The following is a 23,747-nucleotide window of genomic DNA, read 5'->3' as shown; positions in this document are numbered from 1 at the left end:
CCCTGTCGGGGGAGCGAGGCTTCAGTGCGTCGGTGGTCCTGAAAGGAGGTCAGCCGCTGGGACGGGCGTCTCGCCCTAGTGGGCCTCGCGGGGCCAGGCGAAGATGGCGCTGGAAATCGAGGGTAATCGCTGGCGCCCCCATCAGGATTCGAACCTGAGACCTTCCCCTTAGGAGGGGGACGCTCTATCCAGCTGAGCTATGGGGGCGAAGCGCTGCGCATTATAGGGAAAGTCGGCGGCGAGTGAAACCGCCCGGGTTGGCCAGGGGCGGCTGCGTTACCTTGCCGCAGCGTTGGCCTCGGTCGTTCGTTGCCCGCCGCGGGCGGCGTATAGTAGACCCCGCTAATCACCGGCTCGGACCTCCCCATGCTCAAGCGTCTGCTTCCCCTGCTGATCCTCGCCCTCGGCATCGCCGGTTTCATGGCCCTGCGCCTGACCCGGCCCGAGCCGCCGCCTGCCGTCCCCCAGGAGCGCAGCTGGCGCGTCGAGGCGCTGACGGTGGCCCACGCCGAGCACGTGCCGGTGCTGCCGCTGTTCGGCGAGCTGGTGGCGCCGGAGCGGGTCAGCCTGGTGGCGCCCATCGCCGCTCGGGTGGCCGAGCGCCCGGTGCGCGATGGCCAGCGGGTGGAGGCGGGAGCGCTGCTGGTGGCCCTGGACGATGCCGACCTGCTGCCGCCGCTGCGCCAGGCCGAGGCGGAGGTGGCCGACCTGGAGGCCCAGGTGGAGAACGAGCGCCTGCGCCATGCGAATGATCGCCAGGCCCTGGCCAGGGAGCAGGAGATACTGGCCAGCGCCAATCGCCAGCTGGAGCGTAACCGCTCGCTGGTGGAGCGCAACCTGGCCTCCCAGGCCGACCTCGATGCCGCCCGCGACGCGGTGGCCCGGGCCCGGCTCAGCGTGACCACCCGGGAGAGCGCCGTGGCCGAGCACCCCTCGCGCCTGGCCAGCCTGGAGGCGCGGCTGGCCCGCGCCCGTGCCACTCTCGAGACGGCCCGGCGGGACCGGGAGCGCGGCCGGGTGCTGGCGCCCTTCGATGGCGTGGTGACCGGCGTGCAGGTGGCCCCGGGCGACCAGGTGGCCGCCCGGGCGCCGCTGCTCTCGCTCTACCCGGGTGAGGGGCTGGAGCTGCGTGCCCGGGTGCCGAGCCGCTTCCAGGCCGAGCTGGCGGCTAGCCTTGCGCGCGGCGAGCCGCTGCATGCCACCGCCGAGGAGGGTGGCCAGCGCTTCGTGCTGTCGGGCCTGGCCGGCGAGAGCGACCCCGCCGGCACCGAGGCGATCCTGGCGCTGGACGGGCCGGCCGCCGGGCTGCGTCCCGGGGCGCTGGTGGCGGTGCTGCTGGAGCGCCCGGCGGTGGCAGACGCCCTGGCGGTGCCCTTCGCCGCCCTGCACGGCAGCGACCTGCTCTACCGCATCGATGACGATACCCGCCTCGAGCGCCAGCGGGTCGAGCGCCTGGGCGAGACGATCGGGCCCGACGGTGAGCGCTGGCTGCTGGTGCATGCGCCGGGCCTGGCCGCGGGGGACCGGGTGATCGCCACCCACCTGCCCAACGCCATGCAGGGGCTCAGGGTCGAGGTGGCCGAGGCCCCGGCCGTCGAGGAGGCTGGCCCGTGAGGCGGCGCGGCGGCCTGATCGGCTTCTTCGTTCACCATCGGGTGGCGGCCAATCTGGTGATGCTGGTGATGCTGCTGGGCGGGGCGCTCGGCATCGCGCGCATGAACATCCAGTTCTTCCCCACCTTCGCCCTGGACGTGGTCAGCGTGCGGGTGGTGTGGTCCGGCGCCTCCGCTGAGGATATCGAGCAGGGCATCACCAACCCGCTGGAGCAGCGCCTGCGCAGCCTCGACGGTCTCAAGCGCATGACCTCCACCTCGGCCCAGGGCATCGCCAACATCACCCTGGAGTTCCGGGAGGGCAGCGACCCGGTGCTGGCCCTGGACGACGTGCGCCAGCAGGTGGACAGCTTCACCAACCTGCCGGCGGACGCCGAGACGCCGGAGGTGTCGCGGCTGGCCCGCTACGAGCCCGTGGCTCGGCTGCTGGTGCACGGCGACCTGGCGCCTGCCGAGCTGCGCCAGATGGCCCAGCGCTTCGAGGATGAGTTGCTGCTGGCCGGCATCGACCGGGTCGAGGTCACCGGGCTACCGGCCCAGCAGATCAGCATCGAGGTGCCGGCGGAGCGCCTGCAGGGGCTCGGGCTCTCCCTGGGGGAGATCGCCGAGCGGGTGGAGGGCATGTCCCGGGACCTGCCGGCGGGGCTGCTGGGCCAGCGCGATAGTGCCCGGGAGCTGCGTTCGCTGCAGCAGCGTCGCGACGCCCTTGGCTTCGAGGATCTGCCGATCCTCAGCGGCGATCGGGTGCAGCTGCGCCTGGGCGATATCGCCACCATTCGCCAGGAGCCAAGGGAGGGGCAGGTGGAGCTCGCCTACCGCGGGCGCCCGGCGGCGGAGCTGGTGCTGCAGCGCGCCGAGTCGGGCAACTCCCTGGCCGCCGCCCGGGTGCTGGCGGGCTGGGTGGAGGAGACCCGGCCGACCCTGCCGCCGAGCGTCGAGCTCGAGGTCTATGACGAATCCTGGCAGCTGATCGACGACCGCATCTCGCTGCTGCTGCTCAACGGCGCCAGCGGCCTGTTGCTGGTGGTGATCCTGCTCTACTTCTTCCTGCCGGCGCGGGTCGCGCTGTGGGTGGCCATCGGCATTCCCACCGCCTTCATGGCGGCCCTGGGGGTGTTCTGGGGCATCGGCGGCTCCATCAACATGATGTCGCTCTTCGCGCTGATCATGGCGCTGGGGGTGATCGTCGACGACGCCATCGTGGTGGGCGAGGACGCCGACGCCCACCACCGTGCCGGGGAGGCGCCGAGGCACGCCTCGGCGGGGGCGGCCCGGCGCATGCTGTGGCCGGTGGTGGCCTCGTCGCTGACCACGGTGGCGGCCTTCATGCCGCTGCTGATGGTGGGCGGGGTGATCGGCAACATCCTCGGCGATATCCCGGTGATCATGATCTGCGTGCTGATCGCCTCGCTGCTGGAGTGCTTCGTGGTGCTGCCGGCCCACCTGCGCAACGCCTTCGTGCCGGTCAAGCGCCAGGCGCGCCCCTGGGGGATCACCCGGCTGCGCGAGCGCTTCGAGGGGCGCTTCGACGCCTTTCGCCAGGGCCCCTTCCGGCGCTTCTCGGCGTTGACCCTGCGCCATCGCGGCGCCACGGTGGCCGGCGCCCTGGCGGTGACCCTGGTCACCGCGGGGCTGCTGGCCGGCGGACGGCTCGGCTTCAACTTCTTCCCGGCCCCGGAGTCCAGCGTGGTCTATGCCAATGCCAGCTTCGTGGCCGGCACCGACCGCGCCCGGGTGGCGGCGTTCGTCGACCACCTCCAGGCAACCCTGGAGGAGACCGATAAGGCCCTGGGCGGCGGCCTGGTCCGGGTGGCGGTGTCGCGCTATGGCACCACCCTGGAGGGGGGCTCCCCCGGGCGCAGCGCCGACGAGGTGGGCTCGCTGATGATCGAGCTGGTCTCGCCGGACCACCGCGAGGTGCGCAACGCCGCCTTCATCCGCGCCTGGCGAGAGCGCATCCGCGAGCCCGCCGGCCTCGATGCCCTGAACATCAACGAGCGCGCCGCCGGCCCGCCGGGGCGCGATGTCAACGTGCGCCTGACCGGCGAGGATGCCCTCGCGCTGCGCCTGGCCGCCGATACCCTGGCCCAGGCCATGGCGGGGCTCTCCGGGGTGCTTGATACCGAGGACGACATGCCCTGGGGCCGCGAGCAGCTGATCTACCGGGTCAACGCCTTCGGCGAGGCGCTGGGGCTGACCACCGCCGAACTGGGGCGCCAGCTGCGCACCGCCTTCGATGGCCGGGTGGTGCAGATCCACCAGGCCGGCGCCGACGAGATCGAGGTGCGCGTCCAGCTGCCCCGCGAGCAGCGCGAGCGGCTCGCCACCCTCGCCGGGCTGGCGGTGAGCCTGCCGGACGGCCGCCAGGTGCCGCTGACCCAGGTGATGGAGCTCGACCATCGCCAGGGCTTCGAGGCGCTGCGCCACGCCGACGGCCAGCTGGCGGTGGAGGTGAGCGCCGAGCTCGATACCTCCGTGACTTCCGCGGAGCAGGTGCTGGAGAGCCTCTCGGCACAGCTCCTGCCGGCCCTGGCCCGGGAGCACCACCTGCACTACAGCTTCGAGGGGCGCGCCGCCGACCAGCGCGAGACCCTGGCCGACATGCGCATGGGCCTGCTGGTGGGCCTCGGCCTGATGTACGGGGTGCTGACCTGGGTGTTTGCCTCCTGGAGCCTGCCGCTGATCGTGATGGCCATCATCCCCTTCTCCCTGGTGGGGGCGCTGCTGGGCCACTGGGCGCTGGGCATCGACCTGACCATCCTCTCGCTGTTCGGCCTGTTCGGGCTCTCCGGGATCGTGGTCAACAACGCCATCATCCTGGTGAGCTTCTACCGCGAGCAGCGCGAGCGCGGGCTCGCCATCGACGAGGCCCTCAACGAGGCGGTGGTGCAGCGGGTGCGGGCGGTGCTGCTCACCTCCCTGACCACCATCGGTGGCCTGCTGCCGCTGCTCTTCGAGACCTCGCTGCAGGCGCAGTTCCTGATCCCCATGGCCACCTCCATCGCCTTCGGCCTCGGTGGCTCCACGTTTCTGGTGCTGCTGGTCACCCCGGCGCTGCTCTCCTGGCTGGAGCACGGCCGCGAGCGCCTGGCCCGGCGGCGAGCCTTGGAATCTGCGGTGTAGCATCAGGAGCAGGGTTGTCGAAGCTGCCAGGGTGAGAGGCGCCGGAGGCAGGTCGAAGAGGGGGTCTGAGGACCAGGGATGGCCGAAGTAGCGTACAAGGACGTATTCATAGCGCCCCCTCTAAGGCCTGTCGCCGGGTCAGCCTCGAGATGTGGCTTCCATCATTGCCAATGTTGAGTAGTCTGAGGCTCTGGTCACTCAGAGGGAGGCAGATCATGGACGTTCGCGACTATCAGGCCCATGACGCCCTGGGGCTGGCGGCGCTGATCCGCGCCGGCGAGGTGAGCGCCGGCGAGGTGTTTGCCGCGGCCTGCGCGGCCATCGAGGCAGGCAACCCCGCCCTCGGGGCGGTCGTGCGCACCCGCTTCGAGCAGGCCCGCGAGGAGGGCCTGCGCGTCGATCCCTCCGCGCCCTTCGCCGGGGTGCCCACCCTCACCAAGGACCTGCTGATGGCCATCGGTGGCGAGCCGCTCGCCTTCGGCAGCGCCGCCATGGCCGAGTGGCGCGCCCCCGAGGACTCGAGCCTGGTGACGCGGCTGCGCCAGGCCGGCTTCTCGATCCTCGGCCAGACCGCCACCCCGGAGCTGGGGCTGATGGGTATCACCGAGCCCCGCGCCTTCCCCCATCCGGTCAACCCCTGGGCGCCGGCACACTCGCCGGGGGGCTCCAGCGGCGGGGCGGCCGCGGCGGTGGCCGGCGGCCTGGTGCCCCTGGCCCTGGCCGGCGACGGCGGCGGCTCGATCCGCATCCCGGCCAGCCACTGTGGCCTGTTCGGCCTCAAGCCCTCCCGCGGGCGGGTGCCGCTGGGCCCCATGTTCGGCGAGGTGTGGCAGGGCGCGGTGGTGGAGCACGCCCTGACCCGCAGCGTGCGCGACAGCGCCGCGCTGCTCGACGCCATCAACGGCATGGACGAGGGCAGCCCCTGGCCGCTGCCCCGAGAGGAGGGCTTTCTCGATGCGCTCTCACGCCCGCCCGGGCCGCTGCGGGTAGCGGTGTCGCTGGGCGAGCCCCTGGGGGCGCCACTGGGCGCCCGTCTCGACCCGGAGGTGCGCCTGGCCGTGGAGCGGGCGGCGTCGCGCCTGGAGGGGCTCGGCCACCAGGTGGAGTGGGCCGAGCCGGACCTGGACGGGGAGGCCCTGGCCGACAGCTACCTCACCCTCTACCTGGGCCACCTGGCGGCGGATCTTGCCTGGATCAGCGAGCAGACCGAGGTGGCGGTGTCGCGCCTGGCCATCGAGCCCGCCACCCGGGCCATCGGGCGCCTGGGGCGCTGCCTGCCGGCCCGGGACTACGAGGCGGCCAAGCGCTACTGGAACCGGGTGGCCCGCGACATGGCCGCCTTCCATCGCCGCTTCGATGTGCTCTTGATGCCGGTAGCCGCCACCCCGGCCCCGCACCGCGGCGCGCTCTACCCGACGCCCGCTCGGGAGCGGCTGATGGCGCTGCTGGCCATTCCCGGGGCCTCCCGGCTGGCGATGAAGGCCGGCATGCTCAAGCGCCTGGCCGCCGACTCGCTGCGCATGACCCCCTATACCCAGCTGGCCAACCTGACCGGGCAGCCGGCCATGTCGCTGCCGCTGCACATCACCCCCGAGGGGCTGCCGGTGGGCGTCCAGGTGATCGGCCCCATGGGCGACGAGAAGTGCCTGCTGGCGCTGGCCGCCCAGCTGGAGGCGGAGGTGGCCTGGGCCCGCCACCTGCCGCGACCGCCAGGCGGCTAAGTTCAGGTAGAATGCCCGGCGACACCGCCGGAGCCTTCTGCATGTCCCAGCCCTCTCACACCAGGCCATCTGGCCCCGCCGGCTCGCCGCTCTCCGCCCAGGGCGATCGCCACTTCGACGGCCTGGCCGAGAAGTTCGCCGCCAGCCTCTACGGCGGCGTGCGGGGTGAGCTGCGCCTGGCCCTGCTAGACCAGCTGCTGCCGGAGATGCTGGCGCTGCACGACCAGCCGATGCTCGACGTGGGCGGTGGCCTGGGGCAGCTGGCCGGCTGGTTCGCCGAGCGCGGGCATGACGTGACCCTGGCCGAGCCCGCCGCCGAGATGCTGGCCCGGGCCCGGGAATCCCTGTCTGGCCAGCCGGTGACCTTCATCCAGGCGCCGCTGCAGACGCTGCCCGAGGTGGCCCCCGGCCCCTGGTCGCTGATCGCCTGCCACGCGGTGCTGGAGTGGCTGGCCGACCCGCGCGCCGCCCTGGCGACCCTGGCGGGCCTGCTGGCACCGGGCGGGCAGCTCTCGCTGATGGTCTTCAACCGCGATGCCCTGCGCTTCTCCAATGTGGTGAAGGGCAACCTGGAGAAGGCCCTGGCCGATCGCCTGGAAGGCAAGGGTGAGCGCCTGCGCCTGACGCCGATCTCGCCGCTCACCCACGCCCAGGTCGAGGCCTGGAGCGCCGAGTGCGGGCTTGAGATCCGCGGCGTGGCCGGCATCCGCATCTTCAACGACTACCTGCGCCACCCGCCGCAGAACGACGCCGACCGTGAGGCGCTTCTGGCGCTGGAGCGTCGCTACTGCCGGGTCGACCCCCACTGGCGCCTAGGGCGCTATCTGCTCTACACCCTGGTGCGCCCCGATTCCCCAACCCCGCCCGCCGAGGAGCCCGGGACATGAATGCCGATACCCCCCAAGCCCTGACCCCCACCTGCCAGCTGCTGGCCCGCCAGGAGGCGGACTATCGCGGCTGGTGGTGGGTGGCCCCGCCTCGGGACCCCTGGCTGGAAGGAGTGCAGGGCCTGGCGATCAGCGCCGATCTGGTGGTGCGCCAGGCGTGGCAGGCCGCCGGGCGTCCTGCGTACTCTCCGTTTGATTCTCTGCCGGGCAGCGCCGAGGAAGCGCCGCAGGGGGAGGGGCAGAGGGAGGTGCAGGGCGCGGTGCTGTTCTGGCCCAAGAGCCATGCCCTGGGGGAGTGGTGGCTGCTGTGGCTCTGCGCCACCCTACCCGAGGGCACGCCGCTGCAGCTGGTGGGGGAGAATCAGGGAGGCATCAAGCGGGTGCTCAAGGTGCTGGCCGCGCTGGGGCTCGGCTGCCGCAAACTCGACAGCGCCCGGCGCTGTTCGCTGTTCGAGACTCGCCTCGGCCGGGTGGCGATCGACCCGGATGCCGCCTGGACCGCCTTCGAGGTCGAGCCGGACGCCGAGCGCCTGCTCCTGGCCAGCCACCCCGGGGTCTTCGGCCACGGCAAGCTGGACGACGGCACCCGGCTGCTGCTGGAGACGCTGCCTGCCGTGCTGCCGATGGGCGATGGGCCGGGCGATGTCCTGGGCGATGTCTTGGGCGATGTCTTAGACATGGGCTGCGGCGACGGCATCCTGGCCGCCTGGCTGGCCCGCCGCGGGGCGGCGGTCACGGCGGTGGACGTCAACGCCTTCGCGGTGGAGGCGACCCGGCGCACCTTGGCAACCAATGGTCTGGTTGGCGAGACGCTGGAGAGCGACGTCTACTCGGCGCTGGCGGGGCGCACCTTCGACGCCATCGTCAGCAACCCGCCCTTCCACCAGGAGCGCGCCATCGACTACGGTCCCGCAGCGCAGCTGATCCTTGAGGCGCTGGCGCACCTCAAGCCCGGCGGACAACTGCTCCTGGTGGCCAACGCCTTCCTGCCTTACCCGGACCTGCTCGAACGCGCCTTCGGCGGCTTCGAGATCCTCGCCGACGACCGCCGCTTCCGGGTCTACCGGGCTATTTCCCCGGGTCGCGATAGGCGATCTCGGTGATCACGTAGGTGGTCTCCCCGCCGGGTGCGGCCACCGTAACCTCCTCGTCCAGCGGCTTGCCGAGCAGGGCCTTGGCCAGCGGGGAGTCGACGCTGATCCAGCGCTTGGCCGGGTCGATCTCGTCGTGGCCGACGATGCGGATCGCCATCTCCTCACCGTCCTCGTCCTCGTCCTCCAGGGTCACGAAGGCGCCGAAATAGACCTTGCCGGTATCCGCCGGCAGGCGATCCACCACCTGCAGCTCGTCGAGCCGCTTGGTCAGGTAGCGGATCCGGGCGATCACCCGGTTGAGCTCCTTCTTGTTGTAGGTGTAGTCGGCGTTTTCCGAACGGTCGCCGAGGGCGGCGGCCTCGCCCACCTTGGCGGAGAGCGCCGGGCGCTTGACGCGGGAGAGGTGGTCGAGGATGCCGCGCAGCCGCTCGGCGCCCTCGGCGGTGATCAGGTGGCTCTTGGGTTCCTGGCGCGGGTCCTTGGCCGGGTCGCGCCAGCGGGTCATGTTGCGGCCTTTCATGCTCTTCCTCGCACGCTTGCGTCTGGCGGGACCATACGCCATGCGCCCGGGGTGGCCAAGGGGGGAGGGCAAGGGAGAAGCGGAGACGCGGCGGCTGGCGAATCATTCAAACGTTCGTTACATTGCCAGGGCGACCCCCAACAACCACAACACCCCGCAAAGGAGTTTCGCCATGTTTCGACGTCGCCTGCTGAATACCGCCATGGGCTTGAGTCTGAGCCTGGGCCTCGCCGCCCTGCCGCTGGCCGCGGCTCATGCCTGGGAGGCCCGGGTGGAGGGCATGAAGAGCCACTGGGAGCGCTTGATCACCGAACAGGCGGAGGGCCAGCGCAGCAGCGGCCTGAGGTCGCTGGCCGGCCAGGCCGAGCGCCTGGTGGCCGACCACCCGGACGAGGCCATGCCGCTGGTGTGGCAGGGCATCATCGAGGCCTCCTATGCCCGGGAGCGCAGCGGCCTGGGGGCGCTCTCCAGCGCGCGCAGCGCCCGGGATGCCCTGGAACGCGCCGTCGAGCTCGACCCCGATGGTGCCGCGGGCTCGGCCTACGTCACCCTGGGTGCCCTCTACGACCGTGCGCCGGGCCGCCCGGTGGGCTTCGGCAACAGCGAGACCGCCGAGCGGATGTTCCAGCGCGCGCTCTCCATTCGCCCCGACGGCATCGACGTCAACTTCTACTACGCCGCCTTCCTGGAGGACGAGGGGCGCATTGAGGAGGCCCGGGAGCACGCCCGCCGCGCCGTGGAAGGTGAAGCCCGCCCCGACCGCACTGCCTCCGACGAGGCGCTGCGCGAGGAAGCCCGGGAGCTCTTCGAGCGGCTTTGAGTCGTCGCGAGGAGCGGGGGCAGCTTGGCATCGGTGCCCCCGGTCACGATAATGGCCACTTTGTGCATGCGGAGAGCGCCATGAGTGACGCCCAACGGACCCCGGACCTGGCCGCGGAGGCGCCCTTTACTCGCGCCGACGTGGAACTGCTGGAGCGCCGCTGCCTGCATCAGGGCTTCTTTCGCCTGGAGGCACTTCAGCTGCGCCATCGCCTCTTCGAAGGGGGCTGGAGCGGCGCCATGACCCGCGAGGTGCATCGCCGCCACGACGCCGTGGGCGTGCTGCTCTACGACGTGGCGCGCGACGCCGTGGTGCTGGTGGAGCAGTTCCGCGCCGGTGCCCTGGAGGATCCCGCCTCGCCCTGGAAGCTCGAGGTGGTGGCCGGCCTGGTGGAGGAGGGCGAGTCGCCCGCCGAGGTGGCTCGGCGCGAGGCAGTGGAGGAGGCGGGCGCCCGGGTGGGCGAGCTGATCGAGCTCTATGCCTATTACCCGAGCCCCGGCGCCTGCGACGAGCGGGTCACCCTCTTCTGCGGCCTGGTCGACAGCGAGGGCCTGGGCGGCGTGCATGGCCTCGACGAGGAGCACGAGGATATCCGCGTGCATGTGCTACCGTTTGCCAGGGCCTGGGAACTCCTGCAGGCCGGGCGACTCGACAATGCCATGTGCCTGATCGCCCTGCAGTGGCTGGCAGTCGAACGGGCCTCACTGCGAGCGACACGATAGACCGGGGAGAGAGTGTGCGGAGAGATGCTGTGCGGCGAAGTGCCTATGTGACCGATCTCAGGAGCCTGCAGGGGGAGTGCAGCATCAACTTCCTGCGCCTGGTGCGCCTACTGGGGGATCTCGAGGTCGGCGAGACCCGCGAGATCGAGCTGGCCAGCGACGGGCGCTGGCTGGGCGTGCTCAGCCTCACGCTGCTGGAGCGTGCCCCCTACACCAGCATCGTGCGGGTGACCCAGCGCGGCGTGCTCGATTCTCTGATCGAGGCCCCGCGCATGCGCGTTCATCTCTACCACGACGTGCGCATGGCGGAGGTCACCGACTTCCAGCGCCAGCGCCACTTCGATGGCCGCTACCGCTACCCCAACTCGCGCATGCATCAGCCCGACGAGAAGCTGCAGCTCAACCGCTTTCTCGGCGAGTGGCTGGAGCATGGGCTGGCCCATGGCCACTCGCGCGACCTGCCCGAACTCTCCTGACGCCACTTCCCTGAACCCGCTGCGCTCACCGGCGCCCGACGAGAGCCCCTTCGATGATGCGACTGGTCCAGATCAGCGACTGCCACCTGCACGCCGACCCCGCCGCCCGCGCCCGGGCGGGCTTCCCGCTGCGCCAGCTGGAGGCCGTGGTGGCCGAGGTCAACCGCGAGCGCCCCGATATGGTGCTGGTGACCGGCGATATCAGCAACGATGAGACTGCCGCCTCCTACCAGCTGGCCGCACGCATCCTGGGCCGGCTCGCCGCCCCCTGGTTCTGGCTGGCCGGCAACCACGATGACCCGGCGCTGATGGCCGAGACCCGCGAGCTGCTCGACGAGCTCGATATCGGCGCCTGGCGCATCCTGATGCTGGACACCCGGGTCAGCGGCCAGGCTCACGGTGAGCTGGGGCCGGAGCGCCTGGCCGAGCTGGCCGCGCGACTGGAGGAGGACGACCGGCCGACCCTGCTGGCCATGCATCATCCGCCGCTGCCGGTGGGATCGGCATGGATCGACGCGCTCGGGCTCAAGGATCGCGAAGCCTTCTGGCAGACCCTCTCCGCCTACCGCCAGGTGCGCGCCATCCTCTGCGGCCATATCCATCAGGCCTTCGCCAGCCACCAGCGCCTGGAAGATGGCGAGGTGGCGGTCTTCGGCTGCCCCTCCACCACCGACCAGTTCCTGGCCGGTGCCGAGACCTTCGCCATCGACGAGGCCTCGCGCCCCGGCTATCGGGTGGTGGACCTGGGCGAGGAGGGCTTCGCGACCTGGGTAGAACGGGTCGATCTTTGATTATTGGCTATAAAAAGATCGCCATTAATTCTTTTGAGTAATAATGGTCCGGCGTTACCCTCGATGGCATGATTCCCATGCCCACCGTCATGCGAGGTAGCCGGGCCATGACCACTCTTCACGCCGCGACCCAAGCGTCTCCTGCCCAGGCGAGCAGCGCCCCCCCGACGCTGTCGCCCCAGCGGTTGACCCACCTGCAGCAGCTCGAGGCCGAGTCGATCCACATCCTGCGCGAGGTGGCGGCCGAATTCCGCAACCCGGTGATGCTCTACTCCATCGGCAAGGACTCCTCGGTGATGCTGCACCTGGCGCGCAAGGCCTTCTATCCCGGCCCGCCGCCCTTCCCGCTGCTCCACGTGGACACCACCTGGAAGTTTCGCGAGATGATCGCCTTCCGCGACCGCATGGCCGCCGAGGCGGGCATGGAGCTGCTGGTGCACACCAACGAGGAGGGGCGTGCCGCCGGCATCAACCCCTTCGACCACGGCTCCAGCGGCTACACCGACGTGATGAAGACCCAGGCCCTCAAGCAGGCCCTGGACAAGCACGGCTTCGATGCCGCCTTCGGCGGGGCGCGCCGGGATGAGGAGGCGAGCCGCGCCAAGGAGCGCGTCTTCTCCTTCCGCGACCGCTTCCACCGCTGGGACCCCAAGAACCAGCGCCCGGAGCTCTGGAACCTCTACAACGCCCGGGTCAACAAGGGCGAGTCGATCCGCGCCTTCCCGCTCTCCAACTGGACCGAGCTGGATATCTGGCAGTACATCTACCTGGAATCCATTCCCATCGTGCCCCTCTACTTCAGCGCCCCGCGCCCGGTGGTGGAGCGCGACGGCATGCTGGTGATGGTCGACGACGAGCGCCTGCCGCTGGCCGAGGGCGAGGTGCCCGAGGAGCGTTCGGTGCGCTTCCGCACCCTGGGCTGCTACCCGCTGACCGGCGCGGTGGAGTCCACCGCCGCCACCCTGCCCGAGATCATCCAGGAGATGCTGCTGACCAGGACCTCCGAGCGCAGCGGCCGCGCCATCGACCACGACCAGGCCGGCTCCATGGAGAAGAAGAAACGTGAGGGGTACTTCTGATGGCCCACCAGTCTGACCTGATTGCCGACAATATCGAGCAGTACCTGCACGAGCACGAGAACAAGGACCTGCTGCGCTTCATCACCTGCGGCAGCGTCGACGACGGCAAGTCGACCCTGATCGGCCGGCTGCTGCACGACTCCAAGATGATCTTCGACGACCAGCTCGCCGCGATCACCCGTGACTCGAAGACGGTGGGTACCACCGGCGAGGAGGTCGACCTCGCCCTGCTGGTGGATGGCCTGCAGTCCGAGCGGGAGCAGGGCATCACCATCGATGTGGCCTACCGCTTCTTCTCCACCGACCGGCGCAAGTTCATCATCGCCGACACCCCGGGGCACGAGCAGTACACCCGCAACATGGCCACCGGGGCCTCCACGGCGAGCCTGGCGATCATCCTGGTCGATGCGCGCCACGGCGTGCAGACCCAGACCCGTCGGCACAGCTTCATCGCCGACCTGCTGGGCATCCAGCACCTGGTGGTGGCGGTCAACAAGATGGACCTCATCGACTACTCCCAGGCGCGCTTCGAGGAGATCGTCGAGGAGTACCGGGCCATCGCCGACAGGCTCCAGGCCCGCGACATCCGCTTCGTGCCGCTCTCGGCGCTGAAGGGCGACAACGTGGTCAACCGGAGCGAGTCGCTCTCCTGGTACCGTGTCGATGGAAGTCCCGGGCCGACCCTGCTGGAGCTGCTGGAGAGCGTCGAGATCAGCCGCGACCGCAACCTGACCGACCTGCGTCTGCCGGTGCAGTACGTCAACCGCCCCAACCTCGACTTCCGCGGCTACGCCGGCACCCTGGAGGCGGGCGTGCTGCGCCCGGGCCAGGCGATCAAGGTGCTGCCCTCGGGCAAGCGCTCCACCATCGAGCGCATCGTGACCTGGGACGGCGACCTGGAGGTGGCCTGGCCGGGCCAGGCGATCACCGTGACCCTGGCGGACGAGCTCGATATCTCCCGGGGCGACTGGATCGTGGCGGCGGACGCCGAGGTGACCAGCTCCCACGCCTTCGAGGCGGACATCGTGTGGATGCACGAGCAGCCCCTCGAACCGGGCCGGCAGGTCGACATCCGCCTGGCCGGGCGCTCGGTGGCGGGGCAGGTGAAGGAAATCCTCCACCAGGTGGACGTCAACACCCTGTCGCACCACGCCGCCGAGCGCCTCGAGCTCAACGCCATCGCCCGCTGCCGGGTGAGCCTCACCGCCGAGGTGGCGCTGGACGACTACGCGAGGAGCCCCGGCACCGGCAGCTTCATCGTCATCGACCGGCTGACCAACGTGACCCTGGGGGCGGGCATGATCCGTGCCGTGGTGGCCAGTGAAGGGGACTCGCCGAGCGCCACCGAGGTGGACTGGGCCGGCTTCGAGCTGGAGCTCAACGCCCTGGTACGCAAGTACTTCCCCCACTGGGAAGCGAAGGATATTCGCGAGCTGTTGAAGCGCTGAGGGCGGGTAACGTCCTGCATACGGGCCCGATCGCCATGGCGGTCGGGCCCGTGGCATTTCGGCAGTCGGAAACCCACGGTGGTAGGTTGTGTCCAAAGCATCACAGCTAACCCCATGCTCTTGCAGCGTTCGTTGACGAGGGGCGCCGGGGACAAGCCGAAGAGGAGGTCCGTGGACCAGGGATGGTCTAGGTAGCCCCCAGGGAGGGGTTCATGGCGCCTCCTCGCAGGCTTGTCGACGGAACAGCCCCGAGCAAGCTGCGATATCCAGCATAGCGACCCGGAGCCACTCCTCGATGATCGTTCTCGCCATTGCCCTGCTGCTGGCCATCTTCCTGCTGCCCAACCTCTGGGCCCAGTGGGTCATCAAGCGTCACGCCCGTGGCCGCGACGACTATCCCGGCACCGGGGCGGAGCTGGCCGACCACCTGCTGCGCCGGCTGGGCATAGAGGGGGTCAAGGTGGAGCTCACCGAGCAGGGCGACCACTACGACCCCGAGGCGCGCCGGGTGCGGCTCTCGCCGGAGGTCTATGGCGGGCGCTCGCTTACCGCGGTGACGGTGGCGGCCCACGAGGTGGGTCATGCCATCCAGCACCATCAGGGCTATGCGCCGCTGCTGGCCCGTTCGCGGCTGGTGGCGGTGGCCCAGAAGGCCGAGAAGCTCGGTGCGGTGCTGATGATGGCGGCCCCGCTGCTGTTCCTGCTGACGCGCCTGCCGGGGGGCCTTGCCATCGTGGTGGCCGCGGCGGTGATCAGCTTCGGCACCGCGGCGATGGTGCATCTGGTGACCCTGCCGGTGGAGTTCGACGCCAGCTTCCAGCGGGCCCTGCCGCTGCTCAAGGAGTACATCCCCCCCTACGACATGCCCGGTGCCCGCCACGTGCTCACCGCCTGCGCCTTCACCTACGTGGCGGCCTCGTTGGCCAGCATCCTCAACCTGGGGCGCTGGCTGGTGATCCTTAGGCGCTAGCGGGGCCGGTTGGCCATGACCACGGCGCGGCGCGGGGCGGGGTAGCCCTCCCGAGTCTTCGCCGGGTCCTCGGGGTCGAGGAAATCGGCGAGCGACTGGAAGGTCATCCACTCGGTGGCGCGCTGCTCGTCCGTGGTCGTCACCGCCTCGTCCACCACCCGCACGTCGGTAAAGCCGCAGCGCTCGAGCCACTGGCAGAGCGCGGCGGATGACGGCAGGAAGTAGACGTTGGGCATGGCGGCGTAGCGCTCGCCCGGCAGCAGCACCGTGGTGGCGTCGCCTTCCACCACCAGTGTCTCCAGCACCAGCTCACCGCCGGGGCGCAGGGCGTCCTTCAGCTGCAGCAGATGCTCCAGCGGGGAAGGGCGGTGGTAGAGCACGCCCATGGAGAACACCGTGTCGAAGAACTCGAGCCGTTCGGGCACGTCCTCGATGCCCACCGGCAGGAAGAGGGTGCGGCCGCCGTCGGCATCGCCGACGAAGTGACGCAGCGCCTGGAACTGGTAATAGAAGCGCGGCGAGGGGTCGATCACCAGCACGAAGGCGGCACCGGCGCCGGCCATGCGCCAGGCGTGGTAGCCGCTGCCGCCGCCCACGTCGAGCACCCGCCTGCCGGTCAGCGGAGCCAGGTGGGGGGAGACTCGCTGCCACTTCCAGTCGGAGCGCCACTCGGTGTCGATGTGAATGTCGGCGAGCCGGTAGGGGCCCTTGCGCCACGGCGCGAGCTTGCGCAGCAGGTTCTCGCACTGGCGCCGCCGGCTGTCGTCGAGGGGGCAATCCACCGTTACGGTATCGACGTCCAACCGGACGTCGCGAGCCTCGGGCAGCGCCGGCAGCTTGGCCACCGCCTTCTCCCAGGCGGGCAGGTCGCCGTAGCGCTTCCGATCGAGCCCGGCGGCGAGCTGCTCGGGCAGCCGGGCCAGCCAGGTGTCGAGGCCCTGGTCGAGGAAGACCCGGTAGAGGTCGCGGTGTTCGGGGGGGATCGGCACGCTCAGCCCTCCCGGGGCGCCGGGGCGTCGGCGTCCTTGAAAGCGACCAGCGAAGCGAAGTTGAGGAGCTGGAACCAGGTGTGGCTGCGGGCGAAGCCGGCGTCGGCCAGGCGGGCGTGGTGGGCGTCCAGGGTGTCCGGCACCAGCACGTTCTCGAGCGCGGTGCGCTTCTGGCTGATCTCCAGATCGCTGTAGCCGTTGGCGCGCTTGAAGTCGTGGTAGCGCTCCACCAGCCAGGCGTTCTCCTGCTCGTCCTCGGCGCGGATCTTCTCCGAGAGCACCAGCACGCCACCGGGCTCGAGGGCCTCGAAGAGCCGTGCCATCACCGCCTCGCGATCCGCCGGGGGCAGGAACTGCAGCGTGAAGTTGAGCACGATCATGCCGGCGGGGGCGTAGTCGAGGGTGCGGATGTCGCCCTCGATCACCTCTATGGCGTGGTCGGGGCACTCGGCGGCCAGGGTCTCCCGGGCGCGGGCGACCATGGCCGGGGAGAGGTCCACGCCCGTGTAGCGGAAGGCCTCCGGGGCGAGCTGACCGGCCAGGGCCAGGCCGCCGGCGCCCAGCGAGCAGCCCAGGTCATAGACCCGGGCGCCATGGCGCAGGTGGCGGCGGGCGATCAGCCCCAGCATCCCCAGGATCTGTCCGTAGCCCGGCACCGAGCGGCGGATCATGTCCGGAAAACAGGCGACCACCCGTTCATCGAAGGAGAAGCGCGCGACCCGGTCCAGGGGTGTCGAAAAGATCGCGTCACGGTAAGATGCGTCACTCATGGGCCAAGCCGGAATCATGCGGGAAAGGCCGACATTCTACGCCTCGGCCGCCCCGTCTGCACGACAGGACGTCAAGGAGGAAATCATGCCCACCCAGCCGATCGATCAGCGCAGCGCCTGGCGCGACCTGGCGAGCCACGCCGGGACGATGCGAGAGCGCCACCTGCGTGACCTGTTCGAGGCCGAGCCGAGCCGCCACCTGCGCTTCACCCGCAGTGCCGCCGGCCTCACCCTGGACCTCTCCAAGCAGCGCTGGTCCGCGGAGACCCTGACACGCCTGCTGGCCCTGGCCGAGCAGGCGGATGTCCCCGGGGCGATCCAGCGGCTGCTGGGGGGCGAGCGGGTCAACCTCAGCGAGGACCGCCCGGCCCTGCACACCGCTCTGCGCCTGCCACAGGACGCCTCGCTGGTGGTGGAGGGCGAGGACCTGGTGCCCGGGGTGCACCGCACCCTCGACCGCATGGAGACCATGGTGGAGCGCTTCCATACCGGCCAGTGGCGTGGCGCCACCGGCAGGGCCATCCGCGACGTGGTCAACCTCGGCGTCGGTGGCTCGGACCTGGGCCCGCTGATGGTGACCCACGCGCTCTCCGACTACCGGCTGCGCGACGTGCACCGGGTGGGGGTGCATTTCGCCTCCACCATGGACGGCTCCCAGCTCGCCGACTGCCTGGCGCGCCTCGACCCCGAGACCACCCTCTTCGTGCTCTCCTCGAAGTCCTTCACCACCATCGATACCCTCTCCAATGCCCGCACCGCCCGGGACTGGCTGATGTCCCGCCTGGAAGGGGAGGAGGGCGTCGACGCCGAGCTGGTGATGCGCCAGCACTTCATCGGCGTCTCGGCGAGTCCCGAGAAGATGGCCGAGTGGGGCATCGCCCCCGCGCACCAGCTCGAGTTCTGGGAGTGGGTCGGCGGGCGCTACTCGCTGTGGGGCGGCATCGGCCTGCCCATCGCCCTGGTGGTGGGCATGCCGCGCTTCCGCGAGCTGCTGGCCGGGGCCCACGCCCTGGACGAGCACTTCCGCACCGCGGCACCTTCCGACAACCTGCCGGTGCTGCTGGCCCTGGCGGGGATCTGGAACGTCAACTTCCTGGATATCCGCGCCCACTCCATCCTGCCCTACGACGGACGCCTGGAGTACTTCGCCGCCTACCTCGAGCAGCTCGAGATGGAGTCCAACGGCAAGTCGGTGACCGCCGAGGGGCGCGAGGTGGACTACTCCACCTGCCCGGTGCTGTGGGGCCAGCTCGGGCCCAACGCCCAGCACGCCTTCTACCAGCTGCTGCACCAGGGCACCCAGGCGGTGGAGTGCGACTTCATCGCGCCGCTGCGGCGCTACGACGAGGTGACCGACGACGCCACCCGCCGGCACCTCAAGGGCCAGCACCGCCTGACCCTGGCCAACTGCTTCGCCCAGTCGCGGCTGCTGGCGCTGGGCGACGATGCCATCGACGAGCCGGGAGAGCGCCCCGGGCACAAGCGCTATCGCGGCAACCAGCCCTCCACGACGCTGCTGCTCGACGAGCTGACCCCGGCCACCCTGGGCGCCCTGATCGCCCTCTACGAGCACAAGGTCTACGTCCAGGCGACGATCTGGGGCATCAACCCCTTCGACCAGTGGGGGGTGGAGCTGGGCAAGCAGATCGCCGGCGAGACCCAGCGCATCCTCGAGGAGCGCCAGGGGGCCGAGGCGATGGATGCCTCCACGCGCGCGCTGATCGAGGCGGCCTGGGCGGCCGACAGCAACGGCAAGGTCGCCACGTGATACTGGCTGTTCGTACAGCAGTTGCGCTATGCTGAGCGACCCCTGCCAGCCGGCGCCGGCCAGCGGGGTGCTCTACCTGCACGGCTTCAACAGCGGCACTGGTTCGCCCAAGGCGGTGTGGGTGCGCGAGGCGTGCGCCCACCTGGGCCTGCCCTGCGTGACGCCACAGTTGCCGCATCGGCCCGTCGAGGCACTGGCGCTGGCCGAGGCCCGGCTCGCCGAGCTCGGCCCCGCGCCGCTGGTGGCGGGCAGCTCCATGGGGGGCTTCCTGGCCACCTGCCTGGCCGAGCGCCACGGCCTGCGCGCCGCGCTGATCAATCCGGCGGTGGCGCCGGCCCGGCTGGTGGCCGACTGGGTCGACGAGGTCTTCGTCAACGACTACAGCGGTGAGCGCTTCACCGTAGGGGAGGTGCACCTGGCGGAGCTGGCCGCGCTGACGCCGGAGCGGATCACGGCTCCGGAGCGCTACCTGCTGCTGCTGGGCACCGCCGACGAGGTGCTCGAGCCGGCGGACGCCTTCGCCCTCTATCGCGATGCGCGAACCCTGCTGCACCCGGGGGCCGACCACGGCTTCGCGGTGCTGGCCCGGCATCTGCCGGCGCTGCTGGCCCACGGCGGCCACGCCCTGTCGCCCGCTTGGCAGCCACGATCACACAAGGAACCGGACGACCCATGACGCAATACAGTGCCAGCTCGATCGAGGTGCTTTCCGGCCTGGAGCCGGTGCGCAAGCGCCCGGGCATGTACACCGACACCAGTCGCCCCAATCACCTCGTCCAGGAGGTGGTCGACAACAGCGTCGACGAGGCGCTGGCGGGCCACGCCTCGACGATCACCGTGCGGCTCTTCGAGGATGGCGGCATCGAGGTGGCCGACGACGGTCGCGGCATGCCCATCGACATCCACCCGGAGCATGGCGTCTCCGGGGTGGAGCTGATCCTCACCCGGCTCCACGCCGGCGGCAAGTTCTCCAACGCCAGCTACAAGTTCTCCGGCGGCCTGCACGGCGTCGGCGTCTCGGTGGTCAATGCCCTCTCGCGGCGCCTCGAGGTGGAGGTGCTGCGCGACGGCGGCCGCCACGCCATCGCCTTCGAGCACGGCGAGCCCGCCTCGCACCTCTCGGTGATCGGCAGCGTCGGCAAGCGCAACACCGGCACGGTGCTGCGCTTCTGGCCCGAGGCGAGCTACTTCGACAGCCCGCGCCTGGCGGTGGGGCGGCTCAAGCACCTGCTGCGGGCCAAGGCGGTGCTCTGCCCGGGGCTGAAGGTCACCCTGATGGAGGCGGACGGCACCCAGAGCGAGTGGCAGTACGAGGATGGCCTGCGCGACTACCTGGCCCAGGCCACCGATGGCTATGAGGTGCTGCCCCAGTCGCCCTTCGTCGGCCACTTCGCCGACGACGAGCAGGCGGTGGACTGGGCGATCCAGTGGCTCCCCGAGGGGGGCGAGCCGCTGCTGGAGAGCTACGTCAACCTGATCCCCACGCCCCAGGGCGGCACCCACGTCAACGGCCTGCGCGCCGGCCTGCTCGAGGCGCTGCGCGAGTTCTGCGAGTACAGAAGCCTCCTGCCCCGCGGCGTCAAGCTCACCGCCGAGGACCTCTGGGAGCGGGTCGCCTACGTGCTCTCGGTGAAGATGCTCGATCCCCAGTTCGCCGGCCAGACCAAGGAGCGGCTCTCCTCGCGCACCGTGGCGGGCTTCGTCTCCGGCGTGGTCAAGGATGCCTTCTCGCTGTGGCTCAACCACCACGTGGACCAGGCCGAGGCGCTGGCCGAGCTCGTCATCAGCGCCGCCCAGCGTCGCCAGAAGAGCGCCAAGAAGGTGGCGCGCAAGAAGGTCACCTCCGGCCCCGCGCTGCCCGGCAAGCTGGCCGACTGCTCCGGCCAGGACCCGGCCATGAGCGAGCTCTTCCTGGTGGAGGGGGACTCCGCCGGCGGCAGCGCCAAGCAGGCGCGCAACCGCGAGAGCCAGGCGATCCTGCCCCTGCGCGGCAAGATATTGAACACCTGGGAGGTGGAGTCCCATGACATCTACGGTTCCCAGGAGGTCCACGACATCGCCGTGGCCATCGGCATGGACCCGGCAAGCGACGACCTCTCCAAGCTGCGCTACCACAAGATCTGCATCCTCGCCGACGCCGACTCCGACGGCCTGCATATCGCCACCCTGCTGTGTGCGCTCTTCGTGCGCCACTTCCCGGCGCTGGTGGATGCCGGCCACGTCTATGTGGCGATGCCGCCGCTCTACCGCATCGATCTCGGCAAGGAGGTCTTCTACGCCCTGGACGAGAGCGAGAAGGCGGCGATCCTGCGCAAGCTCGAGGGCAAGCGCGGCACCGTGAACGTGCAGCGCTTCAAGGGCCTGGGCGAGATGAGCCCGCTGCAGCTGCGCGAGACCACCATGGCGGTGGAGACCCGCCGCCTGGTGCAGCTCACCCGCGAAGTGGGCGACGGCACCATGGAGATGATGGACATGCTGCTGGCCAAGAAACGTGCCGCCGACCGCAAGAGCTGGCTCGAGGACTACGGCAACTTGGCGGATATCGAAGTGTAGCGTCGAGCTTGAAGCGCCAAGGCCTGTCGCCGGATCCGCCGCGAGGCAAGACAGCCAACGATTTTGGACACCCTGACCAGGGGCATACCGTATGACCATGGATATCCAGGTGGCGGAGGGCGACGTCGAGCGCCTCTCGCTGCGCGAATACACCGAGAAGGCGTACCTCGACTACTCGATGTACGTCATCCTCGACCGGGCGCTGCCCCATATCGGCGACGGCATGAAGCCGGTGCAGCGGCGCATCGTCTACGCCATGCGCGAGCTTTCGCTGAATGCCAACGCCAAGTACAAGAAGTCGGCGCGGACCGTCGGCGACGTGCTCGGCAAGTTCCACCCCCACGGCGACAGCGCCTGCTACGAGGCGATGGTGCTGATGGCCCAGCCCTTCAGCTACCGCTACCCGCTGGTGGACGGCCAGGGCAACTGGGGCAGCCCCGACGATCCCAAGTCGTTTGCCGCCATGCGCTACACCGAGGCGCGGCTCTCGAAGTTCGCGGAGGTGCTGCTGGCCGAGCTGGGCCAGGGCACCGTGGACTGGACCCCCAACTTCGACGGCACCATGAACGAACCGGTGGTGCTGCCGGCGCGCCTGCCCCACGTGCTGCTCAACGGCGGCACCGGCATCGCCGTGGGCATGGCCACCGACATCCCGCCCCACAACGTGAACGAGGTGGTCGAGGCGACCTGCCACCTGCTGCGCCACCCCGAGGCCACCACGGCGGACCTGCTCCAGCACCTGCCGGCCCCGGACTTCCCCACCGCGGCGGAGATCATCACGCCGCGCGCCGACCTGCGAAAGCTCTACGAGAGCGGCCGCGGTTCGGTGAAGCTGCGCGCCCGCTACGTCATGGAGGAGGGCAGCATCGTGGTCACCGCGCTGCCCTACCAGGTGAGCGGGGCCAAGATCCTCGAGCAGATCGCCGCCCAGATGCAGGCCAAGAAGCTGCCCATGGTGGCCGACCTGCGCGACGAGTCGACCCACGAGGAGCCCACCCGTCTGGTGATCGAGCCGCGCTCCAACCGCGTCGACATCGAGGCGCTGATGGCGCACCTCTTCGCCACCACCGATCTCGAGAAGAACATCCGCGTCAACATGAACGTGATCGGCCTGGACGGCCGGCCGCGGGTGATGCCGCTGCCCGACCTGCTCGGCGAGTGGCTGCGCTTCCGGCGCTCCACCGTGCGTCGCCGCCTGGAGCACCGCCTGGGCAAGGTGGAGGATCGCCTGCACCTGCTCGAGGGCCTCTTGATCGCCTACCTCAACATCGACGAGGTGATCCGCATCATCCGCGAGGAGGACGAGCCCAAGCCCGCCCTGATGGAGGCCTTCGGGCTCTCCGATCGCCAGGCCGAGGCGATCCTGGAGCTGCGCCTGCGCCACCTCGCCAAGCTCGAGGAGATGAAGATCCGCGGCGAGCAGGAGGAGCTCGAGGCGGAGCGCCAGCGCCTGCAGGAACTGCTCGGCAACGAGGCCAAGCTCACCGATCTGATCGAGGAGGAGCTGCGCGCCGCCGCCGAGGCCCATGGCGACGAGCGCCGCTCGCCCATCGTCGAACGCGAGGAGGCCCGCGCCCTCTCCGAGGTGGAGCTGGTGGGGGCCGACCCCGTCACCGTGGTGCTCTCCGAGAAGGGCTGGATCCGCGCGGCCCGCGGCCACGAGATCGACCCGGCGGGGCTCTCCTACAAGGCCGGCGACCGCTTCGCCCTGGCCGCCCGGGGCAAGACCAACCAGCCGCTGGTGCTGCTCGACGACACCGGCCGTGCCTATACCCTGGCCGCCCACAACCTGCCCAGCGCCCGCGGCCAGGGCGAGCCGGTCACCAGCCGCGTCAACGTGGTGGCCGGCGCCCATATGGCCGGCGTCATGCTGGCCCCGCCCACCTCGCGCTTCCTGCTCGCCTCCGACGGCGGCTACGGCTTCGTGGCGCCGCTCGAGGCGCTGGTCGGCAAGAACAAGTCCGGCAAGGCGGTGCTCTCGGTGCCCAAGGGGTGCAACGTGCTGCCGCCGGTGGCGGTGCCGCCGGACGAGGGCGCTATGGTGGCGGCGGTCTCCAACGAGGGGCGTCTTCTGCTCTTCCCCCTCGAGCAGCTGCCCGAGATGGCCAAGGGCAAGGGCAACAAGATGATCGATATCCCCGGGGCCCGGGCGGCGCGGCGCGAGGAGTTCGTGCGCGATCTGGTGGTGCTGGCGGCCGGCGCCAGCCTGGTGGTGCATGCCGGCAAGCGTCACCTCACCCTCAAGCCCGACGATCTCGCGTATTATCGCGGCGAACGCGGCCGGCGCGGCAGCAAGCTGCCCCGCGGCCTGCAGAAGGTCGATCGGCTGGAAGCGATGAGCGTCGACACCTGACACGATGAGACCGCGGCGCCGGGCCCGCCGCGGACCGAGAGAGCTCTTGA

The 23,747-nt window shown here is 70.5% G+C and carries 19 protein-coding genes and 1 tRNA gene; 16 read left to right on the top strand and 4 right to left on the bottom strand.

Translation table 11 applies throughout. The features are described from left to right. Window positions 1–130: 130 nt before the first annotated feature. Window positions 131–207: transfer RNA gene (locus D1793_RS07925), tRNA-Arg, on the bottom strand. A 159-nt stretch (window positions 208–366) separates the two neighbouring features. Between D1793_RS07925 and D1793_RS07920 the strand changes: the two genes are divergently transcribed. The 5 genes from D1793_RS07920 (at window position 367) to D1793_RS07900 (ending at window position 8,447) form a co-directional block, all read left to right on the top strand. Beyond that, complete coding sequence (locus D1793_RS07920; RefSeq protein ID WP_119021676.1) at window positions 367–1,614, top strand: HlyD family efflux transporter periplasmic adaptor subunit; 1,248 nt, start codon at window positions 367–369, stop codon at window positions 1,612–1,614. Then, entirely contained in the window at window positions 1,611–4,736 is a 3,126-nt protein-coding gene (locus D1793_RS07915) for an efflux RND transporter permease subunit (protein WP_119021675.1), read from the top strand. The genes D1793_RS07920 and D1793_RS07915 overlap by 4 nt, the downstream gene beginning before the upstream one ends. 215 nt (window positions 4,737–4,951) lie before the next feature. Further along, window positions 4,952–6,457, top strand: coding sequence for an amidase family protein (locus D1793_RS07910; protein WP_119021674.1), 1,506 nt, complete (start codon window positions 4,952–4,954; stop codon window positions 6,455–6,457). 41 nt (window positions 6,458–6,498) lie between these two features. Continuing rightward, complete coding sequence (locus D1793_RS07905) at window positions 6,499–7,344, top strand: methyltransferase domain-containing protein (RefSeq protein ID WP_119021673.1); 846 nt, start codon at window positions 6,499–6,501, stop codon at window positions 7,342–7,344. Next, window positions 7,341–8,447: a methyltransferase gene (locus D1793_RS07900; RefSeq protein WP_119021672.1), complete on the top strand. Its 1,107-nt coding sequence runs from the start codon at window positions 7,341–7,343 to the stop codon at window positions 8,445–8,447. Before D1793_RS07905 ends, D1793_RS07900 begins: the two co-directional genes overlap by 4 nt. Here the strand turns inward: D1793_RS07900 and greB are convergent. Then, entirely contained in the window at window positions 8,413–8,958 is a 546-nt protein-coding gene (greB, locus tag D1793_RS07895) for a transcription elongation factor GreB (RefSeq protein WP_119021671.1), read from the bottom strand. The two genes, D1793_RS07900 and greB, sit on opposite strands and share 35 nt — an antisense overlap. Window positions 8,959–9,130: 172 nt before the next feature. Here greB and D1793_RS07890 point away from each other — a divergent pair, with 172 nt between their 5' ends. The 7 genes from D1793_RS07890 to D1793_RS07860 all read left to right on the top strand — a co-directional run bounded on the left by D1793_RS07890 (window position 9,131) and on the right by D1793_RS07860 (window position 15,264). After that, a complete protein-coding gene (locus D1793_RS07890) occupies window positions 9,131–9,778 on the top strand; it encodes a hypothetical protein (protein WP_119021670.1) in 648 nt (215 codons plus the stop codon). 80 nt (window positions 9,779–9,858) lie between these two features. Further along, on the top strand, window positions 9,859–10,500 hold the full coding sequence (locus D1793_RS07885; protein ID WP_119021669.1) for an NUDIX domain-containing protein: 642 nt from the start codon (window positions 9,859–9,861) through the stop codon (window positions 10,498–10,500). Window positions 10,501–10,529: 29 nt separating this feature from the next. Beyond that, window positions 10,530–10,976, top strand: coding sequence for a DUF1249 domain-containing protein (locus tag D1793_RS07880; RefSeq protein WP_119021668.1), 447 nt, complete (start codon window positions 10,530–10,532; stop codon window positions 10,974–10,976). A 56-nt stretch (window positions 10,977–11,032) separates the two neighbouring features. After that, window positions 11,033–11,767 carry a phosphodiesterase gene (locus D1793_RS07875; RefSeq protein WP_119023621.1) on the top strand — a complete coding sequence of 245 codons (735 nt, stop codon included), beginning with the start codon at window positions 11,033–11,035 and terminating at the stop codon, window positions 11,765–11,767. Window positions 11,768–11,874: 107 nt separating this feature from the next. Next, a complete protein-coding gene (gene cysD / locus D1793_RS07870) occupies window positions 11,875–12,846 on the top strand; it encodes a sulfate adenylyltransferase subunit CysD (protein WP_276110921.1) in 972 nt (323 codons plus the stop codon). After that, the gene (gene cysN, locus D1793_RS07865) at window positions 12,846–14,294 is read left to right on the top strand and encodes a sulfate adenylyltransferase subunit CysN (protein ID WP_119021667.1); all 1,449 of its coding nucleotides are present in this window, start codon (window positions 12,846–12,848) and stop codon (window positions 14,292–14,294) included. Before cysD ends, cysN begins: the two co-directional genes overlap by 1 nt. A 295-nt stretch (window positions 14,295–14,589) precedes the next feature. After that, on the top strand, window positions 14,590–15,264 hold the full coding sequence (locus D1793_RS07860) for a zinc metallopeptidase (RefSeq protein ID WP_119021666.1): 675 nt from the start codon (window positions 14,590–14,592) through the stop codon (window positions 15,262–15,264). On the opposite strand, the gene cmoB is transcribed toward D1793_RS07860, so the two are convergent. Then, window positions 15,261–16,253 carry a tRNA 5-methoxyuridine(34)/uridine 5-oxyacetic acid(34) synthase CmoB gene (gene cmoB / locus D1793_RS07855; RefSeq protein ID WP_119021665.1) on the bottom strand — a complete coding sequence of 331 codons (993 nt, stop codon included), beginning with the start codon at window positions 16,251–16,253 and terminating at the stop codon, window positions 15,261–15,263. The genes D1793_RS07860 and cmoB overlap by 4 nt on opposite strands. Before the next feature lie 2 nt (window positions 16,254–16,255). Next, the gene (gene cmoA, locus D1793_RS07850; RefSeq protein ID WP_119021664.1) at window positions 16,256–17,023 is read right to left on the bottom strand and encodes a carboxy-S-adenosyl-L-methionine synthase CmoA; all 768 of its coding nucleotides are present in this window, start codon (window positions 17,021–17,023) and stop codon (window positions 16,256–16,258) included. 85 nt (window positions 17,024–17,108) lie between these two features. On the opposite strand from cmoA, the gene pgi reads away from it, so the two are divergent. The 4 genes from pgi (at window position 17,109) to parC (ending at window position 23,697) form a co-directional block, all read left to right on the top strand. Further along, the gene (gene pgi, locus D1793_RS07845) at window positions 17,109–18,791 is read left to right on the top strand and encodes a glucose-6-phosphate isomerase (protein WP_110069312.1); all 1,683 of its coding nucleotides are present in this window, start codon (window positions 17,109–17,111) and stop codon (window positions 18,789–18,791) included. Between the two features lie 28 nt (window positions 18,792–18,819). Continuing rightward, the gene (locus tag D1793_RS07840) at window positions 18,820–19,467 is read left to right on the top strand and encodes a YqiA/YcfP family alpha/beta fold hydrolase (RefSeq protein ID WP_119021663.1); all 648 of its coding nucleotides are present in this window, start codon (window positions 18,820–18,822) and stop codon (window positions 19,465–19,467) included. Beyond that, the gene (gene parE, locus D1793_RS07835; RefSeq protein WP_119021662.1) at window positions 19,464–21,344 is read left to right on the top strand and encodes a DNA topoisomerase IV subunit B; all 1,881 of its coding nucleotides are present in this window, start codon (window positions 19,464–19,466) and stop codon (window positions 21,342–21,344) included. The genes D1793_RS07840 and parE overlap by 4 nt, the downstream gene beginning before the upstream one ends. 91 nt (window positions 21,345–21,435) lie before the next feature. Further along, window positions 21,436–23,697, top strand: a complete 2,262-nt coding sequence (gene parC, locus D1793_RS07830; RefSeq protein WP_119021661.1) for a DNA topoisomerase IV subunit A — start codon at window positions 21,436–21,438, stop codon at window positions 23,695–23,697. The last annotated feature ends 50 nt before the right edge of the window (window positions 23,698–23,747 follow it).

This window comes from Halomonas sp. JS92-SW72 (genome assembly GCF_003547075.1).
In the GTDB taxonomy this organism is placed as follows: domain Bacteria; phylum Pseudomonadota; class Gammaproteobacteria; order Pseudomonadales; family Halomonadaceae; genus Halomonas; species Halomonas alkalicola.
Note: the sequence above shows the minus strand (reverse complement) of the source record. Positions and strands in the feature narration are given on the sequence as shown.

Excerpts from the sequence above, each read along its gene's own strand:
- parC (WP_119021661.1), top strand. The coding sequence starts at position 21,436 with ATGACCATGGATATCCAGGTGGCGGAGGGCGACGTCGAGCGCCTCTCG.
- D1793_RS07890 (WP_119021670.1), top strand. The coding sequence starts at position 9,131 with ATGTTTCGACGTCGCCTGCTGAATACCGCCATGGGCTTGAGTCTGAGC.
- D1793_RS07900 (WP_119021672.1), top strand. The coding sequence starts at position 7,341 with ATGAATGCCGATACCCCCCAAGCCCTGACCCCCACCTGCCAGCTGCTG.
- D1793_RS07905 (WP_119021673.1), top strand. The coding sequence starts at position 6,499 with ATGTCCCAGCCCTCTCACACCAGGCCATCTGGCCCCGCCGGCTCGCCG.
- D1793_RS07875 (WP_119023621.1), top strand. The coding sequence starts at position 11,033 with ATGCGACTGGTCCAGATCAGCGACTGCCACCTGCACGCCGACCCCGCC.
- cysN (WP_119021667.1), top strand. The coding sequence starts at position 12,846 with ATGGCCCACCAGTCTGACCTGATTGCCGACAATATCGAGCAGTACCTG.
- D1793_RS07885 (WP_119021669.1), top strand. The coding sequence starts at position 9,859 with ATGAGTGACGCCCAACGGACCCCGGACCTGGCCGCGGAGGCGCCCTTT.
- D1793_RS07920 (WP_119021676.1), top strand. The coding sequence starts at position 367 with ATGCTCAAGCGTCTGCTTCCCCTGCTGATCCTCGCCCTCGGCATCGCC.
- D1793_RS07860 (WP_119021666.1), top strand. The coding sequence starts at position 14,590 with ATGATCGTTCTCGCCATTGCCCTGCTGCTGGCCATCTTCCTGCTGCCC.
- parE (WP_119021662.1), top strand. The coding sequence starts at position 19,464 with ATGACGCAATACAGTGCCAGCTCGATCGAGGTGCTTTCCGGCCTGGAG.
- pgi (WP_110069312.1), top strand. The coding sequence starts at position 17,109 with ATGCCCACCCAGCCGATCGATCAGCGCAGCGCCTGGCGCGACCTGGCG.
- D1793_RS07840 (WP_119021663.1), top strand. The coding sequence starts at position 18,820 with ATGCTGAGCGACCCCTGCCAGCCGGCGCCGGCCAGCGGGGTGCTCTAC.
- greB (WP_119021671.1), bottom strand. The coding sequence starts at position 8,958 with ATGAAAGGCCGCAACATGACCCGCTGGCGCGACCCGGCCAAGGACCCG.
- cmoA (WP_119021664.1), bottom strand. The coding sequence starts at position 17,023 with ATGAGTGACGCATCTTACCGTGACGCGATCTTTTCGACACCCCTGGAC.
- D1793_RS07910 (WP_119021674.1), top strand. The coding sequence starts at position 4,952 with ATGGACGTTCGCGACTATCAGGCCCATGACGCCCTGGGGCTGGCGGCG.
- cysD (WP_276110921.1), top strand. The coding sequence starts at position 11,875 with ATGACCACTCTTCACGCCGCGACCCAAGCGTCTCCTGCCCAGGCGAGC.